The organism is Tenacibaculum sp. FZY0031 (assembly GCF_036350695.1).
Lineage (GTDB): Bacteria > Bacteroidota > Bacteroidia > Flavobacteriales > Flavobacteriaceae > Polaribacter.
On record NZ_JAZDVY010000001.1, the window covers coordinates 348,618 to 373,546 of the forward strand.

General features: G+C 32.5%; 23 protein-coding genes. 10 read left to right on the forward strand and 13 right to left on the reverse strand.

Annotated elements, in window-relative coordinates; all coding sequences use genetic code 11:
• Window positions 1-12 precede the first annotated feature (12 nt).
• On the reverse strand, window positions 13-1,068 hold the full coding sequence (locus tag V1T75_RS01675; protein WP_330486821.1) for a helix-turn-helix domain-containing protein: 1,056 nt from the start codon (window positions 1,066-1,068) through the stop codon (window positions 13-15).
• 148 nt (window positions 1,069-1,216) lie between these two features.
• Between V1T75_RS01675 and V1T75_RS01680 the strand changes: the two genes are divergently transcribed.
• The 3 genes from V1T75_RS01680 (at window position 1,217) to V1T75_RS01690 (ending at window position 2,457) form a co-directional block, all read left to right on the forward strand.
• Window positions 1,217-1,690: a hypothetical protein gene (locus V1T75_RS01680; RefSeq protein ID WP_330486822.1), complete on the forward strand. Its 474-nt coding sequence runs from the start codon at window positions 1,217-1,219 to the stop codon at window positions 1,688-1,690.
• Between the two features lie 42 nt (window positions 1,691-1,732).
• Window positions 1,733-1,933, forward strand: a complete 201-nt coding sequence (locus V1T75_RS01685) for a hypothetical protein (RefSeq protein ID WP_124588554.1) — start codon at window positions 1,733-1,735, stop codon at window positions 1,931-1,933.
• Between the two features lie 71 nt (window positions 1,934-2,004).
• A complete protein-coding gene (locus tag V1T75_RS01690) occupies window positions 2,005-2,457 on the forward strand; it encodes a ferritin-like domain-containing protein (protein WP_330486823.1) in 453 nt (150 codons plus the stop codon).
• Window positions 2,458-2,501: 44 nt separating this feature from the next.
• Here the strand turns inward: V1T75_RS01690 and bshA are convergent, their stop codons facing one another.
• The gene (bshA, locus tag V1T75_RS01695) at window positions 2,502-3,632 is read right to left on the reverse strand and encodes an N-acetyl-alpha-D-glucosaminyl L-malate synthase BshA (RefSeq protein ID WP_330486824.1); all 1,131 of its coding nucleotides are present in this window, start codon (window positions 3,630-3,632) and stop codon (window positions 2,502-2,504) included.
• A gap of 150 nt (window positions 3,633-3,782) precedes the next feature.
• On the reverse strand, window positions 3,783-4,628 hold the full coding sequence (locus tag V1T75_RS01700; protein WP_330486825.1) for a transketolase: 846 nt from the start codon (window positions 4,626-4,628) through the stop codon (window positions 3,783-3,785).
• Between the two features lie 318 nt (window positions 4,629-4,946).
• On the opposite strand from V1T75_RS01700, the gene V1T75_RS01705 reads away from it, so the two are divergent.
• The gene (locus V1T75_RS01705) at window positions 4,947-5,276 is read left to right on the forward strand and encodes a hypothetical protein (RefSeq protein WP_330486826.1); all 330 of its coding nucleotides are present in this window, start codon (window positions 4,947-4,949) and stop codon (window positions 5,274-5,276) included.
• Window positions 5,277-5,369: 93 nt separating this feature from the next.
• On the opposite strand, the gene V1T75_RS01710 is transcribed toward V1T75_RS01705, so the two are convergent.
• Window positions 5,370-6,554 carry an asparagine synthetase B gene (locus tag V1T75_RS01710; protein WP_330486827.1) on the reverse strand — a complete coding sequence of 395 codons (1,185 nt, stop codon included), beginning with the start codon at window positions 6,552-6,554 and terminating at the stop codon, window positions 5,370-5,372.
• Between the two features lie 147 nt (window positions 6,555-6,701).
• Window positions 6,702-8,216 carry a replicative DNA helicase gene (dnaB, locus tag V1T75_RS01715; protein WP_330486828.1) on the reverse strand — a complete coding sequence of 505 codons (1,515 nt, stop codon included), beginning with the start codon at window positions 8,214-8,216 and terminating at the stop codon, window positions 6,702-6,704.
• A 127-nt stretch (window positions 8,217-8,343) separates the two neighbouring features.
• Between dnaB and V1T75_RS01720 the strand changes: the two genes are divergently transcribed.
• The 3 genes from V1T75_RS01720 (at window position 8,344) to lysA (ending at window position 12,213) form a co-directional block, all read left to right on the forward strand.
• Window positions 8,344-9,417, forward strand: coding sequence for a DUF3810 domain-containing protein (locus V1T75_RS01720; RefSeq protein ID WP_330486829.1), 1,074 nt, complete (start codon window positions 8,344-8,346; stop codon window positions 9,415-9,417).
• Window positions 9,418-9,487: 70 nt separating this feature from the next.
• Window positions 9,488-10,726, forward strand: coding sequence for a peptidase T (pepT, locus tag V1T75_RS01725; protein ID WP_330486830.1), 1,239 nt, complete (start codon window positions 9,488-9,490; stop codon window positions 10,724-10,726).
• 281 nt (window positions 10,727-11,007) lie between these two features.
• On the forward strand, window positions 11,008-12,213 hold the full coding sequence (lysA, locus tag V1T75_RS01730) for a diaminopimelate decarboxylase (RefSeq protein ID WP_330486831.1): 1,206 nt from the start codon (window positions 11,008-11,010) through the stop codon (window positions 12,211-12,213).
• 247 nt (window positions 12,214-12,460) lie between these two features.
• Here lysA and V1T75_RS01735 read toward each other — a convergent pair whose 3' ends face one another.
• From V1T75_RS01735 to rpsF, 4 genes are all read right to left on the reverse strand, one after another.
• A complete protein-coding gene (locus V1T75_RS01735; RefSeq protein WP_330486832.1) occupies window positions 12,461-15,658 on the reverse strand; it encodes a TonB-dependent receptor in 3,198 nt (1,065 codons plus the stop codon).
• Between the two features lie 106 nt (window positions 15,659-15,764).
• Complete coding sequence (rplI, locus tag V1T75_RS01740) at window positions 15,765-16,211, reverse strand: 50S ribosomal protein L9 (protein ID WP_330486833.1); 447 nt, start codon at window positions 16,209-16,211, stop codon at window positions 15,765-15,767.
• A 15-nt stretch (window positions 16,212-16,226) separates the two neighbouring features.
• Window positions 16,227-16,523, reverse strand: a complete 297-nt coding sequence (rpsR, locus tag V1T75_RS01745; protein WP_028892048.1) for a 30S ribosomal protein S18 — start codon at window positions 16,521-16,523, stop codon at window positions 16,227-16,229.
• Between the two features lie 3 nt (window positions 16,524-16,526).
• The gene (gene rpsF, locus V1T75_RS01750) at window positions 16,527-16,868 is read right to left on the reverse strand and encodes a 30S ribosomal protein S6 (RefSeq protein ID WP_330486834.1); all 342 of its coding nucleotides are present in this window, start codon (window positions 16,866-16,868) and stop codon (window positions 16,527-16,529) included.
• A 123-nt stretch (window positions 16,869-16,991) separates the two neighbouring features.
• Between rpsF and V1T75_RS01755 the strand changes: the two genes are divergently transcribed.
• On the forward strand, window positions 16,992-17,888 hold the full coding sequence (locus V1T75_RS01755; protein WP_330486835.1) for a sterol desaturase family protein: 897 nt from the start codon (window positions 16,992-16,994) through the stop codon (window positions 17,886-17,888).
• 13 nt (window positions 17,889-17,901) lie between these two features.
• On the opposite strand, the gene V1T75_RS01760 is transcribed toward V1T75_RS01755, so the two are convergent.
• The 4 genes from V1T75_RS01760 to V1T75_RS01775 all read right to left on the reverse strand — a co-directional run bounded on the left by V1T75_RS01760 (window position 17,902) and on the right by V1T75_RS01775 (window position 22,017).
• Window positions 17,902-18,972, reverse strand: coding sequence for a hypothetical protein (locus tag V1T75_RS01760; protein ID WP_330486836.1), 1,071 nt, complete (start codon window positions 18,970-18,972; stop codon window positions 17,902-17,904).
• A 66-nt stretch (window positions 18,973-19,038) separates the two neighbouring features.
• Window positions 19,039-19,821, reverse strand: a complete 783-nt coding sequence (locus V1T75_RS01765) for a hypothetical protein (RefSeq protein WP_330486837.1) — start codon at window positions 19,819-19,821, stop codon at window positions 19,039-19,041.
• Window positions 19,808-20,368 carry an RNA polymerase sigma factor gene (locus V1T75_RS01770; protein ID WP_330486838.1) on the reverse strand — a complete coding sequence of 187 codons (561 nt, stop codon included), beginning with the start codon at window positions 20,366-20,368 and terminating at the stop codon, window positions 19,808-19,810. Before V1T75_RS01770 ends, V1T75_RS01765 begins: the two co-directional genes overlap by 14 nt.
• A gap of 272 nt (window positions 20,369-20,640) precedes the next feature.
• Window positions 20,641-22,017: a TPM domain-containing protein gene (locus V1T75_RS01775; protein ID WP_330486839.1), complete on the reverse strand. Its 1,377-nt coding sequence runs from the start codon at window positions 22,015-22,017 to the stop codon at window positions 20,641-20,643.
• A 154-nt stretch (window positions 22,018-22,171) separates the two neighbouring features.
• On the opposite strand from V1T75_RS01775, the gene V1T75_RS01780 reads away from it, so the two are divergent.
• Together V1T75_RS01780 and V1T75_RS01785 are read left to right on the forward strand one after the other, a co-directional pair.
• A complete protein-coding gene (locus V1T75_RS01780; protein WP_330486840.1) occupies window positions 22,172-24,388 on the forward strand; it encodes a RelA/SpoT family protein in 2,217 nt (738 codons plus the stop codon).
• A gap of 74 nt (window positions 24,389-24,462) precedes the next feature.
• Window positions 24,463-24,912, forward strand: coding sequence for a Fur family transcriptional regulator (locus V1T75_RS01785; RefSeq protein ID WP_099214482.1), 450 nt, complete (start codon window positions 24,463-24,465; stop codon window positions 24,910-24,912).
• Window positions 24,913-24,929: the final 17 nt, after the last annotated feature.

A 24,929-nucleotide genomic window follows, 5' to 3' on the forward strand; every position in this document is an offset into this window, starting at 1 on the left:
CGCACGTAATTTCTATGCTATTTGAATTTCACTGACTTCTTGTTTGTTTTTTAAAAACTCACTAGGGCTGATTCCGTATTTACGTTTAAATATTTTAGAAAAATAGCTCCTACTTGAAAAACCTATTGAGTATACAATTTGAGAAATATTATAATCGGTCGTATTCATTAGGTCTCTTGCTTCTTCCAAACGAATATGCCTAATATATTCTATAACTGTTCTTGAAAACAACAGTTTAAAACCTTCTTGTAACTTAGCCTGAGTTACCCCTATTTCATTAGCTAATTCTTCTACATTGTAATCTTCCGCAACATTTTTAAGTATTTTTTGCCCCACTTTTCTAACCAAACTAATCTCTTTTTTTGTGAGTGTTGTTGAGGGAGTTTTCTTTCTCTTTACATCTTTATTGTGTTGTTGCATGTGTTCTGATAACACCTGATACACTATCCCCTCTTTTATCAAAATTCTAATCATTCCTTTTTGCTTTATGGAATTATATTGCTTGATGAGGCTCGCCAATTTTAGGTTATAGGTACCAAAATAAGCAAAAACATTTTCATGTTGTTGATCATGAAAAACTTCGTAAAGTCTTTGGTTTAACAAAGAAGCATCGTTCAGGCGTTTTTTGATAAACTTTACTCTGTTAATTTGAATCAAATGAGTTTTTATTTTAACATTTTTTTCAAAATAAACATAGTTATACCCTCCATCTTTACTAGTTATAATAACCGATTGAAATTTTTCTAACTTTCTTTTTTCGTTTTCTAGCTCAAATCTGTGTAAAGAATGTCCTTCTAAAGTATACGTAAAATGTATTGGATTAAATTCAGAAGCATCCATTACAAGTGTGATATCGTCTAAAAAAGTAATGTCGTACTGTAGTACACTTCCTCCCCATTCAAAAGTTAAAAAAGTAATATTCCCTATAGCTAGTTTACTATTAACATTTAAAATATACTCCCCCCATCTTTCTGTTATGGTTCCCCCAATAACCTCTTGAATCTGTTTTACTGTTCCCTTAGTATCAGAGGCAGTTATATTAATAGTTGTCATATTTTTTTTGGTCATAAAGTTACATTTTTTGCCTATAATATTCATTGCTTTAGATAACATTTATTTTTTTATGCTCATCATATGAGCAAAGATTGAAAAGATATGAGCAAAGCTAAACTACCAAACTATTATAATTTTGTAGCATAACATTAAAACAATGAAAATGAACATTTTAAAAACAATATTAACTCCTGCTTTGGTATTTATGACAATGAGTATTAGTGCGCAAGAGATTTCGAAAAATGCTTTAGGATTAAGAGTTGGTGACAATGATGGTTTTGGGGGTGAAATTTCATATCAACACTATCTTAAAGAGCATAATAGACTGGAGTTTGATTTAGGCTTTAGGGACTCGAAAAATGTTGACGCATTTAAACTTGTTGGTTTGTATCAATGGGTTTATAAGTTAGATGGAAATTTTAATTGGTTTGTTGGTGCTGGTGCTGGAATTGGCTCTTATAACTCATCAGATAACGATGGTGTCTTTGCTTTGGTAGCTGGTGATTTAGGTATTGAATACAATTTTAACATTCCTTTAGTTATGTCTTTAGATATGAGGCCAGAGTTAGGCTTAGTCAATGATTACAGTGACGATTTAGACTTAGATATTGCATTGGGAATTAGATATCAATTTTAATTTAACTACACATTTATTTCACGCATCTAAACAAAACATATTATGAACAAAATAATAAAAATATTCCTAATCATAGCTGGTATTATATTAATTGGTTATGGGATTTATAAAATCATATCACCTGAAGCTACTGTTGATATTGGTATTGCGGAGTTTAACTCTCAAAACAATAATAATGCATATATAACTTTAGGTATAGGTATCGCAACTTTAATGGTTTCTTTTTTCATAAAGAAACAATAATTGCTACCAAACAGATGGTATCTGAGTAAACATCCAAAAAATAATTACTCAGTAATTTAAAACACAACTTTATGTATAGTTACACACAAGAAGTATCGAATAAATTAAACGGATTATTAGAAAAAAACTACGACGCTGCAAAAGGCTATAAAACGGCAGCTGAAAATGTCAAGAGTGAAACATTGACTAGTTTTTTCATGCGAAAAGCAAGCGAACGTGAGCAGTTTGGAAAACAATTAAAATCTGAAATTATGTCTTTTGGCGAAAGTCCTGAAAAAGGTGGAAGCTTAACAGGAAAAGTTCATAGAGCGTGGATGAATACAAAAGCTTTTTTTTCTAATGAAAATGAAGAAGCTATTTTAGAAGAAGCGCTAAGAGGAGAAAAAGCTTCTATAGAAGAATATAATGAGGTTATTAATTCGAAAGAACACTTACCTAATTCAACTGCAACGCTTTTAAAAACGCAAAGAGATACTATTTTGAGCGATGCTATTTTAGTTAAGAAGCTTGAAGAAATTCAATAAAATAATCATAAAAAAAGGAGCGTTTTGAAACGCTCCTTTTTTATTTATGCTTCTACAGAACATTTTTTATACAAATCTTCATAAGCTGGAAGAATATTCTCTAATGAAAACAGCTTGATATGTTCTTTAGCGTTCTCTTTAAATTCGTTTAAAACAGCCTCATCTTCTAAAATACTTATTGCATTTTTGGCCATTTGATCCACATCTCCTAAATTACTTAAAAAACCTGTTTTACCATGAATGTTTACTTCTGGTAGCCCTCCTGTATTAGTAGAGATAACAGGTGTACTTGCTGCCATAGCCTCTAAAGCAGCCAAACCAAAACTTTCCGTTTCAGAGGGCAATAAAAACACATCTGTATAGCATAGTATTTTTGCTACTTCTGTGCTGTTTCCCATAAAAAGCACTTTATCTTCTATTTGTAATTCTTTCGTTAAATTTTCTGCTTTTAAGCGTTCTGGTCCATCACCAACCATGAGTAATTTTGAAGGAATTTCTTTCTGTACCGTATTAAAAATTCGAATTACATCCTCGGTACGTTTAACTGGTCTAAAATTACTTATATGAGTAAGAATTCTTTCTTCTGGTTGTGCTAAAGCTACTCTTTTACATTCTCCTTCATGTGCTTTATCGTATTTTTCACCATCAATAAAATTATAAACAACTTTAATGTCTTTTTCAATCGTGAATAGCCTCAAAGTATCTTCTTTTAAACTGTTAGATACCGCTGTAACTTCATCTGATTTATTTATACTGAATTCTACTGCGGTTTTGTAGGTTGGATGACTTCCTACCAAAGTAATATCTGTACCGTGCAATGTGGTTACTACTTTTACGTCAATTCCTTTATCTTGAAGCATTTTTTTTGCCATATAAGCAGCATAGGCATGTGGAATGGCGTAGTGAACGTGCAATACTTCTAAATCGTATTTTTGTACTACTTCTACCATTTTACTCGACAATGCTAATTCATACGGTTGGTATTGAAATAATGGATATTCTTCTAAAACGACTTCATGAAAATGCAACCGGTGAGAAAAAAAATCTAATCGAACTGGCTGATTGTACGTTATAAAGTGTACTTCGTGTCCTTTATCTGCCAATGCCATTCCCAACTCCGTTGCTACTACTCCACTTCCTCCGAAGGTAGGATAACATACAATTCCTATTTTCATGTGTCTTATTTGATTATTTTTTTGAATATAGTTACAGACGTAAATTTACGGTATTACTTACTCTTTTTTGTAAAGATTTTCATAAAATAAAAATGCTATTACAAAACTGTAATAGCATTTTTATGGATACTTATGTTTTTACTTTCTTAATTAGTAATCTCCAAGTGTTTCTGGATTTTGGGCTAAAGCTTCTTCTAATTGCTCATCGTTAGGTGCTTTACCATGCCATGCATGTGTATGCATCATGAAGTCAACACCATTCCCCATTTCTGTGCGTAATAATACACAAACTGGTTTTCCGTTACCTGTACGTGATTTTGCTTCTGCCATTCCTGTTAAAACAGCTTCTATATTATTTCCTTCTGTAATTTCTACTACATCCCAACCGAAAGCTTCAAATTTTGCTCTCAAGCTTCCCATAGCTAACACTTCATCTGTAGAACCATCAATTTGCTTTTCATTTACATCTACGGTAGAAATTAAATTATCAACCTTTTTAGCAGCTGCATACATTACCGCTTCCCAAATTTGACCTTCTTGTAACTCTCCATCACCATGTAATGAATATACCGTTTTGTTATCTCCGTTTAATTTTTTTGCTTGAGCTGCACCAATAGCAACACTCATACCTTGCCCTAACGATCCTGAAGCAATACGTACTCCTGGTAAATCCTCGTGTGTAGTTGGATGCCCTTGTAAACGAGAATCTAATTTTCTAAAAGTAGCTAACTCAGCTACGGGAAAAAACTCACTACGAGCTAAAACACTGTAATAAACTGGTGAAATATGACCATTAGATAAAAAGAACAAATCTTCATTTGTACCATCCATGGTAAAATCAGTAGAATACTCCATAATTTCTTGATACAAACAGGTAAGAAACTCTGCACATCCTAAAGAACCTCCAGGGTGTCCTGAATTTACAGCATGTACCATACGAACGATATCTCTACGAACTTGTTGTGTAAACTCTTGTAATTGTTGTGTTGTTGGCATTATTGTTTTGTTTTATGCCCACAAATGTAATTGATTATAAAAAAATGAGCAATTACTTTTTTATTTAAGTAAAAGAAAAAGGGTTCATATGAGTTAAGTTTTCTTTTTCGTTTAATTTTCCCTTTCTAATTGAATAATTACTAAACCTTTATTTACGTGGTTCAAAGAACTTGTTTGTTTATTTGAAATACAAACAATAGTACACGGATTTTATAAAAAACGAGTACTATTAAGTCTTTTCACCCCAATAAAAACAGGTAAATAAAACAAAATAATCATTTTAAATTTGAAAAATCATTAATCATTAAAAACTTAGTTATGCCTTCATTTAAAATTGACAAATATTCTGTGAGAATATGGTCTAGTAGAAAAACAAATAATTTGAACCCTGGGGTTGCTTTAGCTGGTATTTATTTATATCAAGGTACAAAATATCGTGGATATGCGTATTTTTTTGCAGAAGACACTCCTTTAGCTCAACCTGTATATAATTCAAGTACAGGGCAAGTTTTTGTTCATTATAATTTATCACAGTTTGATGCTGTATTGGATATATTAAGAAATGAGAGTCCTATATATTTATATTATCATAGTCCATCAAATGCTGGGTTAAACACATCAAAAGAACCTGTTGGTGAAAATGAATAATACTTATATCAAATAAAAAAGGAAAGTAAAATTACTTTCCTTTTTTATTCTTTTCTCAAAGAATAACTTCTTCCAAACATATATAACTATTCCCTAAGTCTTTTGTTTTTTCTTTTTAGCTGCGGGAAACAGTACATTATTCAATATTAAGCGATATCCTGGCGAGGTTGGATGCAAATCTAATTCTGTTTTAGGATCTCCCACTCTATGCTGATAATCTTCAGGATCGTGCCCCCCATAAAAAGTAAACATTCCTTTTCCTTTGGTTCCGTGAATATAGCGTCCTTCTCTATTGGTTTTATTTTCTCCTAAAACAATAATAGTAGATTTTATAGTATTGGGGTCAAACGATGTTGTTTGTCCCATAAACCCTTTCACTAACATGGTGTGATTTTGGGTCAACATGGTCGGTACCTGATCCCATTTTGCAGAAAACTCTTTTAACACAAAATAATCTACTTCTTTTCTTATTCTTCGTTTACGAGTCATATCTATTGAAGAAAACTCATACGTAGTAGGATTTCGAATCAATTCAAAATCTTTAAAAGCAAAGGTTTTATTAAAGTCTATTTTCGATTGATAATTAGGCTCTGAAGCATCACCATCAAACATTCCTTCACAAATGTCTACACCATCAGCTGCTAAAGCAATATCAAAGCTATCGGTTGCAGAGCACATCGCAAACATAAACCCACCTCCTACTACATAATCACGAATTTTCTTCGCTACGGCTCCTTTTTCTTCTGATACTTTATTATACCCTAATTTCTTAGCTAAGGCTTCTGCATCTTTTTTTTGTTGAATATACCAAGGTGCGGTTCTAAAAGCTCCATAAAAGCGTCCATATTGTCCTGTAAAGTCTTCATGATGTAAGTGTAACCACTCATAAAGTAACAATTTATCATTCAATACTTCTTCATCATAGATTACATCAAACGGAATTTCAGCATAGGTCAGTACCATCGTTACTGCATCGTCCCAGGGCATTTTATCTTTCGGCGAATACACCGCTATTTTGGGAGCTTTTTCTAACGTTACTGCTTCTTGGTTTTTAGATGGTGATGAAATTTCTTCTAAAATTAAGGCTGATTTAGCATCTGAAATAATTTGATAGGATACACCTCGTATTTTACATTCCTTTTCTACTGCTTCATTATTTTCAATTAAAAAAGCACCTCCATCATAATTTAACAACCATTTTGCCTTCAACCCATTTTCTATAGCATAGTATACAATACCATAGGCTTTTAAATGATTTTTTTGATTTTCGTTACTCATCGGTACATAAATAAAAGATGCCCAAATGGTGTTTGAAAAAAGGGAAAATGTTAGTATGTAGAGAAATTGTTTCATATAAAAAACTAAAATACACAATTACTTTTTAGCAATTGTGTATTCAGTTATATTTTAAGTTTTATTTAAAGATTAAAACGGAACATCATCGTCACTTGGACCAAAAGCATCTTCTGGTGAAGCAAAGTTACTAGATGCTACTTCATCGTTAAATCCTGAGTTCATACTCGATTGGAATTCACTGCTAAATCCTTCTTCTAAATCTGAGAATTTTGCTAAGTGTCCTGTAAACTTCAAGCGAATATTATCCAATCCACCATTACGGTGTTTTGCTACGATAAACTCTCCTTGTCCTTCACATGGCGAATGATCGTCGTCATCCCATTCGGTCATTCCATAGTATTCAGGACGATAAATAAATGATACAATATCGGCATCCTGCTCAATCGCTCCAGATTCACGAAGATCAGATAGTAACGGACGCTTGCTTCCTCCACGAGTTTCAACCGCACGCGATAACTGAGAAAGAGCAATTACAGGTACATTCAATTCTTTACCTAGTGCTTTTAAGTTACGCGAAATCATCGAAATTTCTTGTTCACGGTTACCTCCTGCTCCACCTGCTGTCATTAACTGTAAGTAGTCAATAATTAAGATTTTAACTCCGTGTTGCGATACCAAACGACGTGCTTTTGCACGTAAATCGAAAATAGATAGTGCTGGTGTATCATCAATAAATATAGGGGCGTCTGAAAGTCTCTTCACTTTTACGTTCAACTGCTCCCATTCGTGTGGTTCTAAGTTTCCTTTACGTAATTTTTCAGAAGTTAACCCTGTTTCCGAAGAAATCATACGGGTAATTAACTGTACCGATGACATCTCTAGTGAGAATAATGCTACTGGATGTCCGAAATCAATCGCCATATTTTTCGCCATCGATATTACGAAAGCGGTTTTACCCATACCGGGACGTGCTGCAATAATGATTAAATCGGTAGGTTGCCAACCTGAGGTTAATGCATCTAGTTTGGTAAATCCGGTTGCCAAACCACTCATTCCTTCTTTGGTTGAAATTTCTTGAATCTTATTAATTGATTGTTGTACTAACGAATCGGCTCTTTCGGCTCCTTTTTTAAGGTTTCCTTGTGTTACTTCAAATAATTTTCCCTCGGCATCATCTAACAAATCAAAAACATCAACAGTTTCGTCGTATGCATTTTCTATAATTTCTGATGAAATGGTAATTAGTTTGCGTTGGATAAACTTTTCTAGAATAATTCTAGAGTGAAATTCAATATGGGCAGATGAGGCTACTTTTTGAGTTAATCCAATTAAGTAAAAATCTCCTCCTGCTAAATCTAGCTTTCCATTTTTCTTTAACTGATTGGATACAGAAAGTAAATCAATAGGTTCAGAGTTTTGGAAAAGCGCATAAATGGCCGCATAAATTTCTTGATGCCTCTTATCATAAAAAGCTTCAGGATGTAAAATATCAATTACTTCATCAATCCCTTTTTTATCAATCATCATAGCCCCCAAAACAGCCTCTTCTAACTCTAGAGCCTGAGGTGGTAACTTCCCTTTTTCTAAGCTTATAATTCTAGCTTTATCTATTTTTGTTCCTTTGAGAGATTGGGTTCTTTCCATGACAGCAAATGTAATTTTTTAAGATGATATTTGTAGGCACTACACTCAAATTTCTTTATGCACATTTTTTGTAAATAAACTGTTATTAACTTGTTGATAACCTTATAACTTTCTTATTTTTGGAAGCATGCGCAGCGACAAAAAAAATATTTTAATTGCTTTATTATTGCCTATTCAAATAATTTTAGTGCAATTTTTAAGCCAAAAGCCTCTGTGGATAGAATCTTATTATAGCAATGGAGTATACCTGTATATTTCTCAATTCTTCAGAGCTATTCTTGGTTGGATTCCCTTTTCTGTTGGAGATATCATTGGTTTAATCGTATTGTTTCTTTTATTAAAATCTATCTATTTTTTAATAAAAAAACGATTTCAAAACTTCTTTTCTAAGGTCATAAATCTTACAGCAATACTGTCAATTATTTACGGTTGTTTTTATGTGTTTTGGGGATTAAATTACTTTAGAGAGCCTCTGGCTAAAAACCTCAAACTAAAGCAATCTAATTACACTACAGAAGCGCTTATTTCAACTACAAAACAAATTGTAACAGAACTCAACAAAATTCATTTACAGATAACAAAAAATGATTCTGTGGCAGTAGTAGTTCCTTATACTCACAAGCAAATTTACAACTTAGCCCCCAACGGGTTTCAAGAGCTTTCTAAAACATACCCACAGTTAACCTATCAAACTGCCTCGGTAAAAAGTTCATTGGTTAGCTTATTTCAATCGTATAATGGTACATCTGGATATTTAAATCCAATAACCGGAGAAGCACAAGTAAATACTATGATTCCGAAAACGGGATATCCGGCAACCACCTGTCATGAAATGGCACATCAAATTGGATGGGCCGCAGAAAACGATGCTAATTTTGTAAGTTTTTTAGCCTCCACAGCCAACAAAGATTTATATTTTAAATATTCTGGGTATCGTATGGCCTATAATTACTGCATTGGTCAAGTTTACAAAAGAGATAAAGCAGCAGGTAAAGAAATTGCTACAACAGTAAATAAAGGTATTTATAAAGATTACAAGGCTACCTATGTACACTGGAAGCAGTTTAAAAACCCAATTGAACCGTATTTGAAGAAAGGATATAATTCTTACCTTAAAGCCAATAATCAAGCTAAAGGAATTCAATCGTATAGTTATGTTGTCGATTTATTGATAGCCTATTTTAAAAAGATGGATTCTTAAAAATTTCATTGTATTTCAATTGACAAAATACATTAGAAATGGCTATTTTTGAGGCTTTAAAAATACTACAATGAACAAACAACATATAATCGACCGATTTGTAAAGTATGTAACTATTGATACTGAAAGTGATCCGAACAACCCTGCTTTTCCTAGTACTGAAAAACAATGGAATTTAGCAAAGGTTCTAGAAGAAGAACTAAAGGAAATAGGAATGGAAGATGTTGAATTAGATGAGAACTGTTATTTGATGGCAACGTTACCAAGTAATTTAGATTATGAAGTGCCAACTATTGGTTTTGTTGCTCATATTGATACGAGTCCAGATTTTACTGGCGCTAATGTTAGCCCTCAAATTCATGAAAATTACGACGGAAAAGATATCTTGTTAAACAAAGAAGAAAACATCGTTTTATCTCCTGATTATTTTGAAGACTTATTACAATACAAAGGTCAAACTATTATTACTACTGACGGTACTACGTTATTAGGAGCTGATGACAAAGCTGGGGTTACTGAAATTGTTTCTGCAATGGAATACTTAATCCAACATCCAGAAATTAAACATGGAAACATCCGTATTTGCTTTACTCCTGATGAAGAAGTTGGTAAAGGAGCTCACATGTTTGATGTAGAAAAGTTTGGAGCTGAGTGGGCTTATACTATGGATGGAAGCCAAATAGGCGAGTTAGAGTACGAAAACTTTAACGCTGCCGGTGCTACAGTTACTATTCAAGGTAAAATTGTACATCCGGGGTATGCAAAAGGTAAAATGATTAATTCAATGCTTATTGCTAGTGAGTTTATCAATGCTTTACCTGAAGATGAAGTTCCTGAAAGAACAACGGGTTATGAAGGTTTCTTCCACTTACACCATATGGAAGGTAAAGTTGAACAAACAACATTGAGTTATATTATTAGAGATCATGATATGGATCAGTTCAACAACCGTAAAAAAGCAATGCTTGATTTAGCTGAAGTTTTAAATGCTAAACGTGGGCAAAAATTAGTTTCTGTTGAAATTAAAGATCAATATTTCAATATGAAAGAAAAAGTAACTCCTGTTATGCATATTGTTGATATTGCTGAAGAAGTAATGAAAGATATGGGAATTACTCCCTTAATTAAGCCTATTCGAGGTGGTACAGATGGTTCGCAATTATCTTATAAAGGCTTACCATGCCCTAACATTTTTGCTGGCGGACATAACTTCCATGGGCGTTACGAATACGTTCCTGCTGAAAGTATTGTAAAAGCCAGTGAAGTAATTGTTGGTATTGCTCAAAAAGTGGCGGTAAAATTTAAGTAATTTTCTTTCCTTTAATAAGCTCAAAAACTCTAGCTTTCGCTAGAGTTTTTTTATGATATTTTTACCCCTTTAAAAAAATATCATTCTGTTTGAAATAAATCCCCTTAATTTTATTTCGTAGCAAATATGATCTTTTTTACAAGATAATGTTATAGGAAAATTCCCTTTTGCCTAGACGTAAAACCCCTAATTTCACAAAAAAACACAAATTTGTGAATTTCTTTCATTTTATTTTTTGTAATCGTCCACCTCTATACTTTTGCCGATAAATACTAAAGTAAATGAATAGACAAGACCTTTTAAAGCTAGCTGATAAGTATCAGTCTCCTTTGTATGTTTACGATACTGAAAAGATTATTTCTCAGTATAAAAAGATAACATCTGCTTTTTCTAAAGTAAAAAATGTAAAAATTAATTACGCAGTAAAAGCATTATCTAACATCAATATTCTAAAGGTTTTCAATACGCTTAATAGCGGTTTAGATACCGTTTCTATTCAAGAAGTTAACCTTGGTTTGTTGGCGGGGTTTGAACCTCACGAAATTATATACACTCCTAATGGAGTTTCTTTACAAGAAATAGAAGAGGTTGCTAAATTAGGCGTGCAAATTAATATCGACAATTTATCTATTTTAGAATTGTTTGGACAAAAACATCCTAAAATTCCTGTTTGCATTCGTATCAATCCACACGTAATGGCAGGTGGAAATAGCAAGATTTCTGTAGGGCATATTGATTCTAAGTTTGGAATATCTATCCACCAAGTCCCACACATAAAAAGAGTTGTTGAAAATACAGGGATGCATATCAATGGAATTCACATGCATACAGGCTCTGATATTTTAGATATTGATACTTTTATAAGAGCTACAGAAATTTTATTTGATGTTGCAAGACAATTTAAGGATATCGATTTTATTGATTTCGGTAGTGGATTTAAGGTTCCGTATAAAAAAGACGATATTTCAACTGACATAAATGAGTTGGGTAAAAAGCTATCTACACGATTTAATGAGTTTTGTAAGAACTACGGAAAAGAAGTTACCTTAATGTTTGAACCTGGTAAATTTTTAGTAAGTGAAGCAGGGTATTTTTTAGCAAAAGTGAATGTTATTAAGCAAACAACGTCAACTGTTTTCGCGGGTATAGATAGTGGTTTAAATCACCTAATACGTCCTATGTTTTACAACTCTTATCACTATATAGAAAATTTATCGAACCCAAAAGGAAGGGCACGATTTTACAGCATCGTAGGGTACATTTGTGAAACTGACACTTTTGGCTCTAATAGAAGGATTAATGAAATATCTGAAGATGACATATTATGTTTCCACAATGCAGGTGCCTATTGTTTCTCTATGGCTTCAAATTATAACTCAAGATATAGACCAGCCGAAGTTATGATTTACAAAGGAAAAGATTACTTAATTAGGAAGAGGGAAACGATGGAAGATCTTCTACGAAACCAAGAGAGTATTACACTATAGCTTAACATTTAAAAACTCTGACCTAGTAAGGTCAGAGTTTTTTTAAAATATAATCAACCCCTCAAAGACTATATTTTAAAACGTTGTAATTAAAGTCCCCTATCTTTATTTACATGTACAAATATCACTTATTTATTTTATAGTTTTCACAGGAAAACCCCCCTTTATTACAAAAAAGATAATTAAAAAACAAAAAAACCACTCAAAAAATGAGTGGTTTTTTACGTTTTTTTTTTATTCTTTACGATTAAAATATATAACGCAGTCCTATTTGCATTTGCCAACGAGAAAGTAAACTAGAATCGAAACCAAATGTTTTTGTTGAATTTGGTGTAAACGAATATATTGGTGCCTGTGAATAATCGGGAACATAATTTGCCGGATTGGTATTCGCAGGATTTACATCAGGAAATCTAACCCCTAAAGGTTGTAGGTTATTGGGTTGTTGTACAACTCCCCAATCAGAACTTAGTAAATTTCCTACATTTAAAATATCAAGACTTAATTGGATGGTATTTTGTTTTTCATTTGATACGTTAAAATTAAAATCTTGTAATATCTTTAAGTCCCACTTACCTCTCCAAGGTGCTAAAGCTCCATAACGCGCTACATATTGTCCTCTTCTTTCACTTAGGTAGTCGTCCTGTTGGATATAGCTTTCAAAGGCAGCTGCTTGAGCAGGATCATTAAATTGCATTTGATTGAGTTCAGAGCTTGTAGGTACATATAATAAATCATTTACAGTAGAACCATCATTATTAATGTCTCCTCCGTAAGTGTAATTAAAACGTCCACCTTGAGCATATTCAAAAAATGTAGAAATAGTTGTAGCAAACTTATCTCCTCCGTAAGTGAACTTCTTAGACGCTACCCCTATAATTCTATGAGTGTCTCCATATTTAGAATATGATAAAACATCATTATTAGCATTTCCTACTACTGGATTAAAAGCAAAAGCATCTCCTGTAATTTCTGCTTCAATAGAGTTGACATCTTTAGCATTTAAGTAGTTATAGGCAACACTTGTATACAAGCCATTATCAAAAGTTTTTTGGAGCTTTACAGAAGCATTCCATACACGACCTTTGTCAGAATTGGTAAACACATAAGCATTATTTCCTTTATCACTTCCGTCATATATTTCTCTATTATCAAATGGTGTATTTAAAGTAGCACTAGGTGCTCTTAGCCCCCAGTTTTGTACATGAGCTCCATTAATATCTTTTGTATATGAAACATCAGTAGTTGCTATAATTCCATTTTCAAACTTCCAGTCTAAGCCTAAGTTTGTTCTCCAAACTTGCGGAAATTTAAACTCAGGATCTACTAATTGGAAGAAACCATCATCAGCTCCACTTACTTGATTTCCAATCCATACAAAAGGTAAACGTCCTGTAAACACCCCAGAACCTCCACGAAGCTGCATCGTATTATCACCTTTTACATCCCAATTAAATCCTACTCTTGGTGAAATTAACCATTGGTTAGTAGGCATTTTAGTTGACAGTAATTGTTGTTCTTCTCCTGTATTAGGGTTGTAATATAAAACTGAATTATCTCTTGTTGCTCCATTATCAGTATCTATAAATTTTTGAATTAAACTAGAAGTATTAAAGTATAATGGTTTATCAAAACGAACCCCGTACGTTAACTTAAACCTATCTGTCATTTCCCATTCATCTTGTACGTAAAAGGCCAATTGACCTACATTTAATTCAGATAATTTCCAACCACCATCATTTCCATCTCCATTTGCGTTAAATGAATCGTAAGCATTTTGAGTAGCTGCTAAATACTGCTCTACTACTCCACCTGGTTGAGCTGCAGATAAAAAGGTTGCTACATCCGGATAGGGACTAAACAAGCCATAATATGGAAAAATTCCGAAATTAAAAGACTCGTAATTTGTTAAGTTAAACGAATTTTCAAATTCAAATTGTTCAAATGAGAAGCCCACAGTATAGGTATGATCTCCTTTAAAAAAATGCATATTATTGGTCAACTGAAAAACTCGTTGATCTAACTTGTTATTAATAGAAAAAGGTTCGTGGCCTGCTATGATATAATTACTACCATTACCGTCTTGTATAGTAATTACTGGTGCTGGTGCAGATAAGGGGTTTCTAAAATCATCAAAATGCGTATAGCCTATTTGTAATTTATTGGTTGTTGTTTCTGATAAGTTAGAGTTTAATTCTAACTGGAAAGAATTTAAGTTGTTATTAATTTCGTATCCTGAATTTTCAAATTGCAATGTAGAAAAACTCGGTCCTCTATTTCCTAAAGCTGTTGGATGTGCAGGAGTTTCTTTTGAAGCTCTTAAGAAATTATAAATTAATGCCAATCTATTTTTATCATTGATATTCCAATCTAATTTAAAAATTCCTTTGGTAGACTCAGAACCGTAGGTAAACCCTTCATAAGCTCCCGTATTATATCCTAAGGCTGCTAAAGCATCGCGAACTGCGATCATATCTGCTTCTAACACTCTTGATTCATTAATGGCACCACTTCCTGAGTTTGGTACCCAACCTGCTGTACCTAAATCTTCTCTGTCATCTTTTTCAAAGTTTGCAAAAAAGAATAATTTGTCCTTAATAATTGGACCTCCTAAGCTTGCTCCATATTGGCTTTGGCTTAACTTTGGTTTTACAACTTCTTCTCCTTTAATCTCCCCTCCGGTCATGTCTTGGTTTCTATAAAAACCATAAACTGTACCGGTAAACTCATTGGTACCACTTTTAGTTACCGCATCTACTGAAGCTCCTGTAAAACCAGATAAAGTAACATCGTATGGTGCAGTAGATACCGAAATTTGTTCAATTGCATCTAACGAAATTGGTTGTGAACCTGTTTGACCTCCTGGTGTTGGTGAATCTAAACCAAAAGGGTTGTTAAAAATAGATCCGTCTAAAGAAAAGTTGTTGAACTGGTCGTTTCTTCCTCCAAAAGAGTTTCCACTCGCAGTAGGTTCTAAACGCGTAAAATCTGCAGCGGAACGAGAAATAGTTGGTAAGGTTTTTAACTGAACAGCACTCACACTAGTTTGTGCTCCTGTTCTATCATTATTAAAAACTTTGCTTCCTGAAGAAGAAATAACAACTTCTTCCAATTGCTCACCATCTTCAGATAAAACACCGTCTATATTAGTTGTTTTCCCTAAAGTTAAATAAACATTGGTTACTTCTTGCGATTCAAACCCTATATAGCTAAACGTTACTTTATATGGCCCTCCTACTCTCAGGTTTGGTATGGTGTATCGACCATTATCTTGAGCTACAGCTCCAGATATGGTACCTGTAGGCTCATGTAAAACAACAATGTTAGCACCAAACAATGGTGCTCCCTGATTGTCTGTTACGATTCCTTTTATTTTTGATGTAGTTACCTGGGAATAGATGGATAAACTCAAAAAAACAAAAGAAAAAATTAGTAATTTCTTCATAATAGTTCTGATTTTGTTTATGTTACAACTCAAATTTAAGCATAAAAAAAATCCGCTCGACCGAGCGGATTTCTACTTTATTAACATGTATTTAACAATTTAGTTACTATTCAGCAACTACTTCAAATACGATGTCAGCTACAACAGTTCTGTGTAAACGTACAGCAGCGTTATATTTTCCTAATCTTTTTACGTTACCTCCAGTAACTTTGATAAATTTCTTTTCTACTTCAGTACCAGCCTTAGCTAATGCTTCAGCAACATCTATGTTGTTTACTGATCCGAATAATTTATCACCTGAACCTACTTTAGAAGCTATTTTAATTTCATATCCTTTAATAGTTTCCGCTACTTTGTTAGCATCTTCTATTAATTTAGCTTCTTTAAAAGCACGTTGCTTTAAGTTTTCTGCTAATACTTTTTTAGCTGAAGAAGTAGCTAAAATTGCATATCCTTGAGGTATTAGGTAGTTACGTCCATAACCATTTTTAACAGTTACGATATCGTCTTTAAAACCTAAGTTTTCTACGTCTTGTTTTAATATCAATTCCATGTTTCTACTTCTTTATTATTTTAACATATCTCCAACGTATGGCATTAAAGCTAAGTGACGTGCTCTTTTAATAGCTTGAGCCACTTTACGTTGATATTTTAATGATGTTCCTGTTAAACGTCTTGGTAAAATTTTACCTTGCTCGTTTACTAAATACATTAAGAAGTCTGCATCTTTGTAATCGATGTACTTAATACCGTTTTTCTTGAAACGACAGTATTTAGCTTCTTTTTTAGTTTCGATATCAAGCGGAGTTAAGTAACGTACTTCTCCTTGCTTATTTCCTTTTGCTTGTTGTTCTATAGATGCCATTTCTTACTTTTTTGCAGATTTAACACGTTCTCTTCTCTTTTCAGCCCAAGCTGCAGCATGCTTGTCTAACTTTACAGTTAAATAACGCATAACGCTATCGTCACGTCTAAACTCTAATTCAAACGGAGCGATTGCTTCACCTGCTACCTTGTACTCAAATAAGTGGTAAAATCCACTTTTCTTCTTTTCGATTGGATACGCTAATTTTTTTAAGCCCCAATCTTCTTTAGAAATCATTTCTGCACCTTTAGAAAGTAAGTAGTCCTCAAACTTCTTTACTGTTTCCTTTATCTGAGTTTCAGATAAAACGGGATTCAAAATGAAAACAGTTTCGTAATGATTCATAATTAAATTATTTAAAATTTATTTTTAAGCCTGCAAATATACTGCTTTTTACTCCACAAACAAACTCTTCGCTTTAAATAATTTCATGATTTTGTGTATGTTTGTAATTAAACGCCTTTATTTATGCATATTCCCGAAATTCCTAACTTAATTCACTACGCTATTCCATTCTTTGTAATAACAGTTATTATTGAAGCTATTGTAACTGTTACAATAAAAATGGACGATTATGAATTTAAAGATGCTCTTACATCCATAACAATGGGATTGGGGAATGTTTTTATAGGATTACTTAGCAAAGGGATCATTTTTGGTGTTTTTTTATTTCTATATCAATATCATCTGTTTACCATTCCGTTTACTTGGTGGTCGTGGATTATCTTATTATTTGCGGAAGATTTTGTCTATTATTGGAACCACAGAATAGCACACGAAAGTAGACTATTTTGGGCTAGCCATGTGGTGCATCACTCTTCTACTAAATACAATTTGAGTACTGCTCTACGACAAACTTGGTCTGGAAGCTTTTATACATTTATATTTTGGGCTCCCTTGGCTATTATTGGTTTTCACCCTTTAATGATACTCACACAAATGAGTATTAGCTTACTATACCAATACTGGATTCATACTGAATTGATTGATAAAATGCCTAAATGGTTTGAGGCAGTTTTTAACACCCCTAGCCATCATAGAGTTCATCATGCTACCAATCCACAATATTTAGATAGAAATCATGCAGGGATTTTTATTATTTGGGACAAACTCTTCGGGACTTTTGAACCAGAAGTTGAAAAGCCTGTGTATGGTTTGGTAACAAATATCAATACTTATAATCCTATAAAGATTGCTTTTATTGAATGGTATACTATGTTTACCGATGTGTTGAAAAGTAAGACTTCTGTTAGTAAAAAGCTTTTGTATTTTATCAAACCTCCGGGATGGAAACACGATGGAACGGGAAAACTTTCTACCGATTTACGGAAACAATGGGAAGAAAATAGAAAAGGAGAAGTTTAAACTTCTCCTTTTATTAATTAATATCAAATCGAAGACCTAATGAGATATTTCTCGTATCAGTATTTTTGAATAAAGGATTTAAATCGTATTTAGCATACAATCCAATGCCTTGATAAGCTACATAAGCACTTAGTCCGTAGTTATATTTGTTCATATTAAAATTATTCTTCTGAACTTCCTCAACAGTAACTCCTTCTGCATTTTTATACTCTAAGTATTGACGGGTTCCTAATTTGAAACCTAAAAAACCACCTATTCCAATTTGAAAGCTTTGATGTGTTCTGTCTACAATTTCTCCATCGGAATATTTTTTATTTTTAGAAAAATCAAACTCTAAATGCATTGGAAAGGTCATTTGCACATGTCGCAACCTGCTTTCAGAAAGTTGTTCTGGATGCATACTTAAGGTTGTTTCATTTCCATTTACAGTGTGATAGTGATTGTTTTTGGCTCTTAAATTATTCCACAGAAAAGAAAAACCATATTTAAAATATGTTTTTGATGGTTCTTTTGATAAGCGTGTTTTCCAAGTAAAACCTAATTCATAAAAATGCGATTGCCAAAATTTGTAGTCTGAATCGTCTAAAGAACTTAGTTTACTACCTGTCAATGTATTATTTGCTCCTAAAGCAAAAACAAATTGTGTTGTGGTTCTTTTTCTTCTTCTTTTCTTTTCTCTTTCAACTTCATCTTCTTCATTGTCAGAAAAATTTAGTCTGAACTTAAATTTTGCTATTTCAAAAGTTTGCTCTCGTGATTCTTCTTCATTGCTAAATATTTTACCGTCAATTTTGTCTTGTACCAATTGTTGTAGTTTTTGTTCCTGAAAACTAACTTTTTTCTCTATTTGAGCTGCATGGTAGGCTGCTGCTTCTTTTTTTAATGTTGTTGCTTCATCAAATGTTATTTTATTCTTTTCTAATTTTGTATTAATCTCTTTTACTCTCATCTTTAAAGAGTCTTTTTGCTGCTTAGTAATACTATCAATACTCATTGATATTTTCTTTACTTCTTTCTCAAATATTTTTTCTTGAGATTGGGCAATAGTTGTTACAAACAACACTAATAATAGTATTCTTTTCATTTTAATAATTTTAAATTAAATTGATAATAATTTGGAATGGTTAATTATCGATAATTAATAAGCGCTTTATTTGTTTCTATCAACAATTGCTACAGCAATATCTGATATTTTTGATTTTAGTTTTTGCATAAAGTCTCCTTTAAACTCTTCATCATCAATCGTTCTTTCAACTTCTGCTAAAATAATATTTGGGTCTATTTTTAAGTTTGACTTTTTCAACTCATCTTCAATAGTTTTTAACACATCTTCTCGCTTTACTTTATTTTTCGCATAGTATTCTTTAACCTCCTCAGAACTATGTGTTACTGCAAATAGTAAGTCATCACTATTTACCCTAACTCTTGAATTAAACTCTTTCTTCTTTGTTACTAGTGGCTTATCTAACTTTGCTACTACCTCCTCTTCTTTTGGCAATTCTTTATTTTGTATCTTTTTAAAGATTATATCTTTTTCTTTTAAGGTAGAATTCTTAGTTGTGGTAATCTTTTTCTTCTTTTTAAGCAATTGCTTTTCTTGTTGGTTTTCTTCTATTTCCACTACAGCTTCGTCAGTATTTCTAAGAAACTTTTCTATGCCTTTAGTATTAATTTTTAAGGTATCAATTGGAGTAGTAACGATAACTTCTTCTATCGTTTCTTTTGACTCTGAACCTGTAAAATATAGAGCTACAAAGCTTATTAACAAAGCCAAACTAGCTGCATAACCTACATATAAAAACCAGTTCTTTTTCTTTGCTGCTTTCTCATTATCTAAACGAGCCTCTAACCTTTCCCAAGCTGAATGGGATGGGGTAAGTTCTCTGTTTTTTAGCTTTCCTGCTATATGTTTATCTATATTATTGCTTGACATTTCTTACTTGATTAATTTTCTCGTAACTAGCTTGTAAGCATTTACGAGCTTTAAATAATTGTGACTTTGAGGTACTTTCAGAAATTTGTAATTTTTCTGCAATCTCTGAATGTTTATATCCTTCAATAGCATATAAATTAAAAACTAACTTATACCCTTCAGGTAACTCATCTATTAACTTTTGTATATCTGCTACCGATGTGTTTTCAAGGCTTTCTGTTGCAGCATCATTAAAAACAAAGTCTTCATCCGATACTTGAACAGGATTCTTTTTTCGTAAATAACTTATACAAGTATTTACCATAATTCTACGAATCCAACCTTCAAAACTTCCTGTTCCTTTAAATTTTTCAATATTGGTAAAAACTTTAAAAAAACCTTGCAACATTAAATCTTCTGCATGATGTAAATCGTTAACATACTGCCTACAAACTCCTAACATTTTTGGAGAATACTGCTCAAATATTTGCTGCTGAGCTTCTCTACTCTGTTTTTTTGCTTGTTTGATAAGTGAAGCTTCTTTGTTATGTAATGAAATAATTTTCAAATCAATAGTTACGGTTTTATCGCCTTACAAATATAAAGACTCCCTAATTTGGAAAAAGGTTGCCCAAAGCATAAAAAAAACCTCCGAACTTGTTACAAGACCGGAGGTTCAAATACCATAATTAAATGATATTTCAGGGGGACTAGTTCTTTTGAGTCTCCTCTGAATTATGCTGCAAAGTTATGCTATATCTACAAATATTTTCACAGGAAAAAGCCTAGATGTTTTTAACCTTTTGAACTTATTTATATCCTAAACACGAGTAAATATCTTTACCAACTTACTCCTGCTCCACCTCCACCAGAACTACCTCCTCCAAAACTTGAAGAAGATGAGGAAGAAGAAGACCAAGAAGATCCTCCTGAACTACCAGAAGAAGAAGTACTACTTCTTTCTAATCTTGGAATTATTATTATTTTACTTTCTTTATAATTACAATTTTTACACAAATAATCTTCTTGTTTTTCACCACTAGAATCGTACGTTGCTCTACGTATAATTTTCGTACCAATTCTTCCATAGGTTTTATAACCACATTCTTTACAGTTTGTATACTTCCTACTAGAACCTTCATATGCTAAAATTAAAATGTCACTTTCATCTTCTGTTACCCATACATCATATTCTTTTGATTGAATTTTTTCTTCAAGAATTTGAGCTTTTTCTAAAAAACTGTTTTCACTCCACTCCTCTTTTAAATAAAGTTGTTTTCCGTTCTTTTTACTAAAACGAGGAGAAAATCTATATCGTTTAAGCTTAGATTTCACGTATCTATTAATAAAATAAAGTGGCAATGGAAATAAGAAAAGCAAACAACCTAAACCTAGCTTATTCATGTCTTGGTATTTATCGTAGAGGTCTTCTTTAGATCTATCTATTGATGTTACTTTTATACTAAACCAACCTCCTATAAACAAACTAAAAACAGCATAAAAAGTTAAGTAAATAAGAAAAGGACCTTTACTTGTTTTTGTCTCTTCATAATAATTAATGTCTTGTCCAAAAATTTCATCAATGATTTCAGGTTTATTAATGATTTCTTGAACTCTAGAAACAGCAGATAATAATCCTTTACCAAACTCTCCTTCTTTAAAGTATGGTACAATTTCATCTGTTCCTATCCTGTGACAAACAATATCAGTTAAAACAGGTTCTAAGCCATACCCAACTTCAAACGCTGTTCTTCGTTGGTCTATTACCGTTAAAATAAGTAATCCATTATCGGTTTCTTTATCACCAATACCCCATTCTTCAAACAATTTAACAGCAAAATTTTTAGGTACTTCTTTTCCTATACTTTTAAGAATAACAATAGCTACTTGTGCTGTTGTATTTTGTTCAATCTCCCAAAGCTTTAAGTTTAATTGTTGTTCTTCAATTTCATTTATGTAATTATTAGGATCTGATATAAACCCATTAGCTCCATTCTTTTTAGGGTTTGGTACTTCTTTAACCAAATAAACCTCTTTTTGAATATATTTTGGAGGAATAAAACTATCAGGATAGTTTAATTGAGCTTTTTCTTCTTTTTTTACTTCTCCTTGTTGCGATGCTGTTACGACAAGCTCTTCTTCAACAATCTCCTGAAAGCTATACATTTGAAAAACAACAAATAACAACAGGCAGTTCAATACATACTTTTTCATCATTTATATTTTCAATTTTTTTTCTAGTTCACTGTTTTTTTTAATTGCAAGTAAAAGTAATAAGTTTACGTTAAACATTTCTTTACAAAACTTGCCCAATATAATTCTTTGTACTACTTTTATTTTAAACCTAAATAAGCAAAAGAGTTTTTATTATATGAATTATAATGTAACGATAGAAGAGGAAAACAAAGAGATAGCCAACAGGTATAAAAACTTATTAAAAGGAACATATCAAACATTATCGGAAGAGGATAAAAAATTGATACGTAAAGCTTTTGACATTGCTGTAGAAGCACATTCTGAACAACGCAGAAAATCAGGAGAACCTTATATTTATCACCCTATAGCTGTCGCTAAAATAGTTGCAGATGAAATTGGTTTAGGAGCAACATCTATTGCTGCTGCTCTATTACACGATGTTGTTGAAGATACGCACTATACGTTGGATGATATGGAGCGCTTATTTGGGGAAAATATCGCTCGTATTGTAAGTGGATTGACTAAAATATCAAACCTAAAACAAGAGCAAGACTACTCAATTCAAGCAGAGAATTTTAGAAAGATGTTACTTACGTTACATGATGACGTTAGAGTAATACTTATTAAAATTGCCGATAGACTGCACAATATGCAAACTATGGATTCTATGCCGCCTCACAAGCAGGTAAAAATAGCCTCTGAAACCTTGTATATTTATGCTCCCCTTGCCCATCGTTTAGGACTGTATAATATTAAAACTGAGCTTGAAGATCTTGGGTTAAAATACACAGAACCTGATGTGTATAGAGATATTGCCAATAAGATAAAAGAAAGTAAAGAAGACCAACAAAAATATATTGATAGCTTTACTAGTGTTTTAAAAGAAGCTTTAAACAAAGAAGGATTTGCTTATGAAATAAAAGGACGTTTTAAATCTATTTTTTCTATCCGTAGAAAAATGCGCAAACAAAACGTAACTTTTGATGAAGTGTACGACAAATTTGCCATTCGTATTATATACAAACCCACTTCTGACGATGAAAAGTTTGATGCTTGGAAAATATATTCTATCGTTACCGATTTCTTTAAACCCAACCCTGCCAGATTAAGAGATTGGATTTCTCAGCCAAAATCAACTGGGTATGAGGCATTGCACATTACTGTTATTGGTCCTCAAGCTAAATGGGTAGAAGTTCAAATCCGTTCCGAAAGAATGGATGAAATAGCCGAAAAAGGTTATGCGGCTCACTTTAAATATAAACAAGGATCTGTTAAAGAAAATGGTTTAGAAGGATGGTTAAATCGCTTGAAAGAAAGTTTAGAAAACCAAAGTTTAGATGCTGTAGATTTTGTTGAAGATTTTAAACTGAACCTTTATGCTAAAGAAATTTATGTCTTTACTCCTAAAGGAGATTTAAAATCGCTTCCTAAAGGAGCTTCGGCGTTAGATTTTGCCTTCTCAGTGCATACCGATGTCGGTTTAAAATGTCGTGGAGCAAAAGTAAATGGAAAGTTAGTTCCGCTAAGTCACGGGTTAAAAAGTGGCGATCAAGTAGAAGTACTTACGGCGTCAAATAACAAGCCTAATGTACGATGGTTAGATTTTGTGATTACTGCCAGAGCTCGTGCTAAAATTAAATCGGCCTTAAAAGCAGAAGAAAAGAAAATAGCGGAAGAAGGAAAAGCCATTTTACAACGAAAATTACGCCATTTAAAAATCAATTCTAGTGAAAAAATCATTCATGAATTGGCTAGTTATTTTGGACTAAAAACGAGCTTCGATTTATTTTATAGAGTTGGTAATGGAGCCATAGACAACACGCAACTTAAAGACTTTGTTGCTCAGAGAAGCAATCGTTTCATGGGTTTCATTAAAAACACTTTTAGACGTTCTCCTTCCAAAGAAATATCAGAAAAAGAAGAGGTTACCAACAAATACGATGCTTTAGTGTTTGGTAAAGAAGAACAAACATTAGATTATACTTTAGCTAAATGTTGTTCTCCTATTCCTGGTGATAAAGTTTTTGGCTTTGTTACAATTAATGAAGGTATTAAAGTACACAAAAACGATTGTCCGAATGCTATTTCGTTACAATCAAACTATGCTTATAGAATCATGCCTGCCAAATGGATTGATTCTACCAAGCAAGAGTTTACGGCTATTTTGCATCTTTCAGGAATAGATAATAAAGGAATTGTTAACAACATTACGAAAATCATTTCTAACAGTATGGATGTGTTTATTCACAGTATCAATATCTCTGGAGATGATGGTGTTTTTGACGGAAAACTCTCGTTAAGTGTAAAAAATAAAAACCAACTTGATAAATTAATTAACAACATGAAACAAGTGGAAGGCGTTCAAAAAGTTGAACGCGTTAATACTTTGTAAATTTCGTATTTAACATCCTTGTATTTTATCAAGAAATAAACGTAAATTTGTCCTTTCGTAAAATTTAAATATAAATGAGTAATTCAGCCGAAAATCAAGAAATTGTAAAAAAAGTATTCACTTCTTTTTTAGAAGAGAATAAGCATCGTAAAACACCAGAACGCTACGCTATTTTACAAGAGATTTATGATGCTGATGAACATTTTGATATTGAATCTTTATATATTAAAATGAAAAATAAAAACTATCGTGTTAGTAGGGCTACCTTATACAATACGATGGATTTATTATTGGATTGCGGGTTGGTTCGTAAACACCAGTTTGACGGACAATCGATGGCGCGTTACGAAAAAAGTTACTTCGATAAAAACCACGACCATGTGATACTTACTGATAGTGGCGAAGTAAAAGAGTTTTGTGACCCAAGAATTCAAATCATCAAAAAAACAATTGAAGATGTTTTTGATATAGACATTCACAATCACTCGCTTTATTTCTACGGAACAAAAAGAAACAACAAATAAAACACAACACTTAACAA

Coding starts and splice junctions, on each gene's coding strand:
- rpsF (WP_330486834.1), bottom strand. CDS start 16,868: ATGAATCATTACGAAACTGTTTTCATTTTGAATCCCGTTTTATCTGAA.
- V1T75_RS01780 (WP_330486840.1), top strand. CDS start 22,172: ATGAATTATAATGTAACGATAGAAGAGGAAAACAAAGAGATAGCCAAC.
- V1T75_RS01785 (WP_099214482.1), top strand. CDS start 24,463: ATGAGTAATTCAGCCGAAAATCAAGAAATTGTAAAAAAAGTATTCACT.
- V1T75_RS01690 (WP_330486823.1), top strand. CDS start 2,005: ATGTATAGTTACACACAAGAAGTATCGAATAAATTAAACGGATTATTA.
- V1T75_RS01775 (WP_330486839.1), bottom strand. CDS start 22,017: ATGATGAAAAAGTATGTATTGAACTGCCTGTTGTTATTTGTTGTTTTT.
- V1T75_RS01710 (WP_330486827.1), bottom strand. CDS start 6,554: ATGAGTAACGAAAATCAAAAAAATCATTTAAAAGCCTATGGTATTGTA.
- V1T75_RS01685 (WP_124588554.1), top strand. CDS start 1,733: ATGAACAAAATAATAAAAATATTCCTAATCATAGCTGGTATTATATTA.
- bshA (WP_330486824.1), bottom strand. CDS start 3,632: ATGAAAATAGGAATTGTATGTTATCCTACCTTCGGAGGAAGTGGAGTA.
- V1T75_RS01705 (WP_330486826.1), top strand. CDS start 4,947: ATGCCTTCATTTAAAATTGACAAATATTCTGTGAGAATATGGTCTAGT.
- V1T75_RS01760 (WP_330486836.1), bottom strand. CDS start 18,972: ATGAAAAGAATACTATTATTAGTGTTGTTTGTAACAACTATTGCCCAA.
- V1T75_RS01720 (WP_330486829.1), top strand. CDS start 8,344: ATGCGCAGCGACAAAAAAAATATTTTAATTGCTTTATTATTGCCTATT.
- rpsR (WP_028892048.1), bottom strand. CDS start 16,523: ATGGCATCTATAGAACAACAAGCAAAAGGAAATAAGCAAGGAGAAGTA.
- V1T75_RS01755 (WP_330486835.1), top strand. CDS start 16,992: ATGCATATTCCCGAAATTCCTAACTTAATTCACTACGCTATTCCATTC.
- rplI (WP_330486833.1), bottom strand. CDS start 16,211: ATGGAATTGATATTAAAACAAGACGTAGAAAACTTAGGTTTTAAAGAC.
- dnaB (WP_330486828.1), bottom strand. CDS start 8,216: ATGGAAAGAACCCAATCTCTCAAAGGAACAAAAATAGATAAAGCTAGA.
- lysA (WP_330486831.1), top strand. CDS start 11,008: ATGAATAGACAAGACCTTTTAAAGCTAGCTGATAAGTATCAGTCTCCT.
- V1T75_RS01735 (WP_330486832.1), bottom strand. CDS start 15,658: ATGAAGAAATTACTAATTTTTTCTTTTGTTTTTTTGAGTTTATCCATC.
- pepT (WP_330486830.1), top strand. CDS start 9,488: ATGAACAAACAACATATAATCGACCGATTTGTAAAGTATGTAACTATT.
- V1T75_RS01765 (WP_330486837.1), bottom strand. CDS start 19,821: ATGTCAAGCAATAATATAGATAAACATATAGCAGGAAAGCTAAAAAAC.
- V1T75_RS01675 (WP_330486821.1), bottom strand. CDS start 1,068: ATGACCAAAAAAAATATGACAACTATTAATATAACTGCCTCTGATACT.
- V1T75_RS01700 (WP_330486825.1), bottom strand. CDS start 4,628: ATGCCAACAACACAACAATTACAAGAGTTTACACAACAAGTTCGTAGA.
- V1T75_RS01680 (WP_330486822.1), top strand. CDS start 1,217: ATGAACATTTTAAAAACAATATTAACTCCTGCTTTGGTATTTATGACA.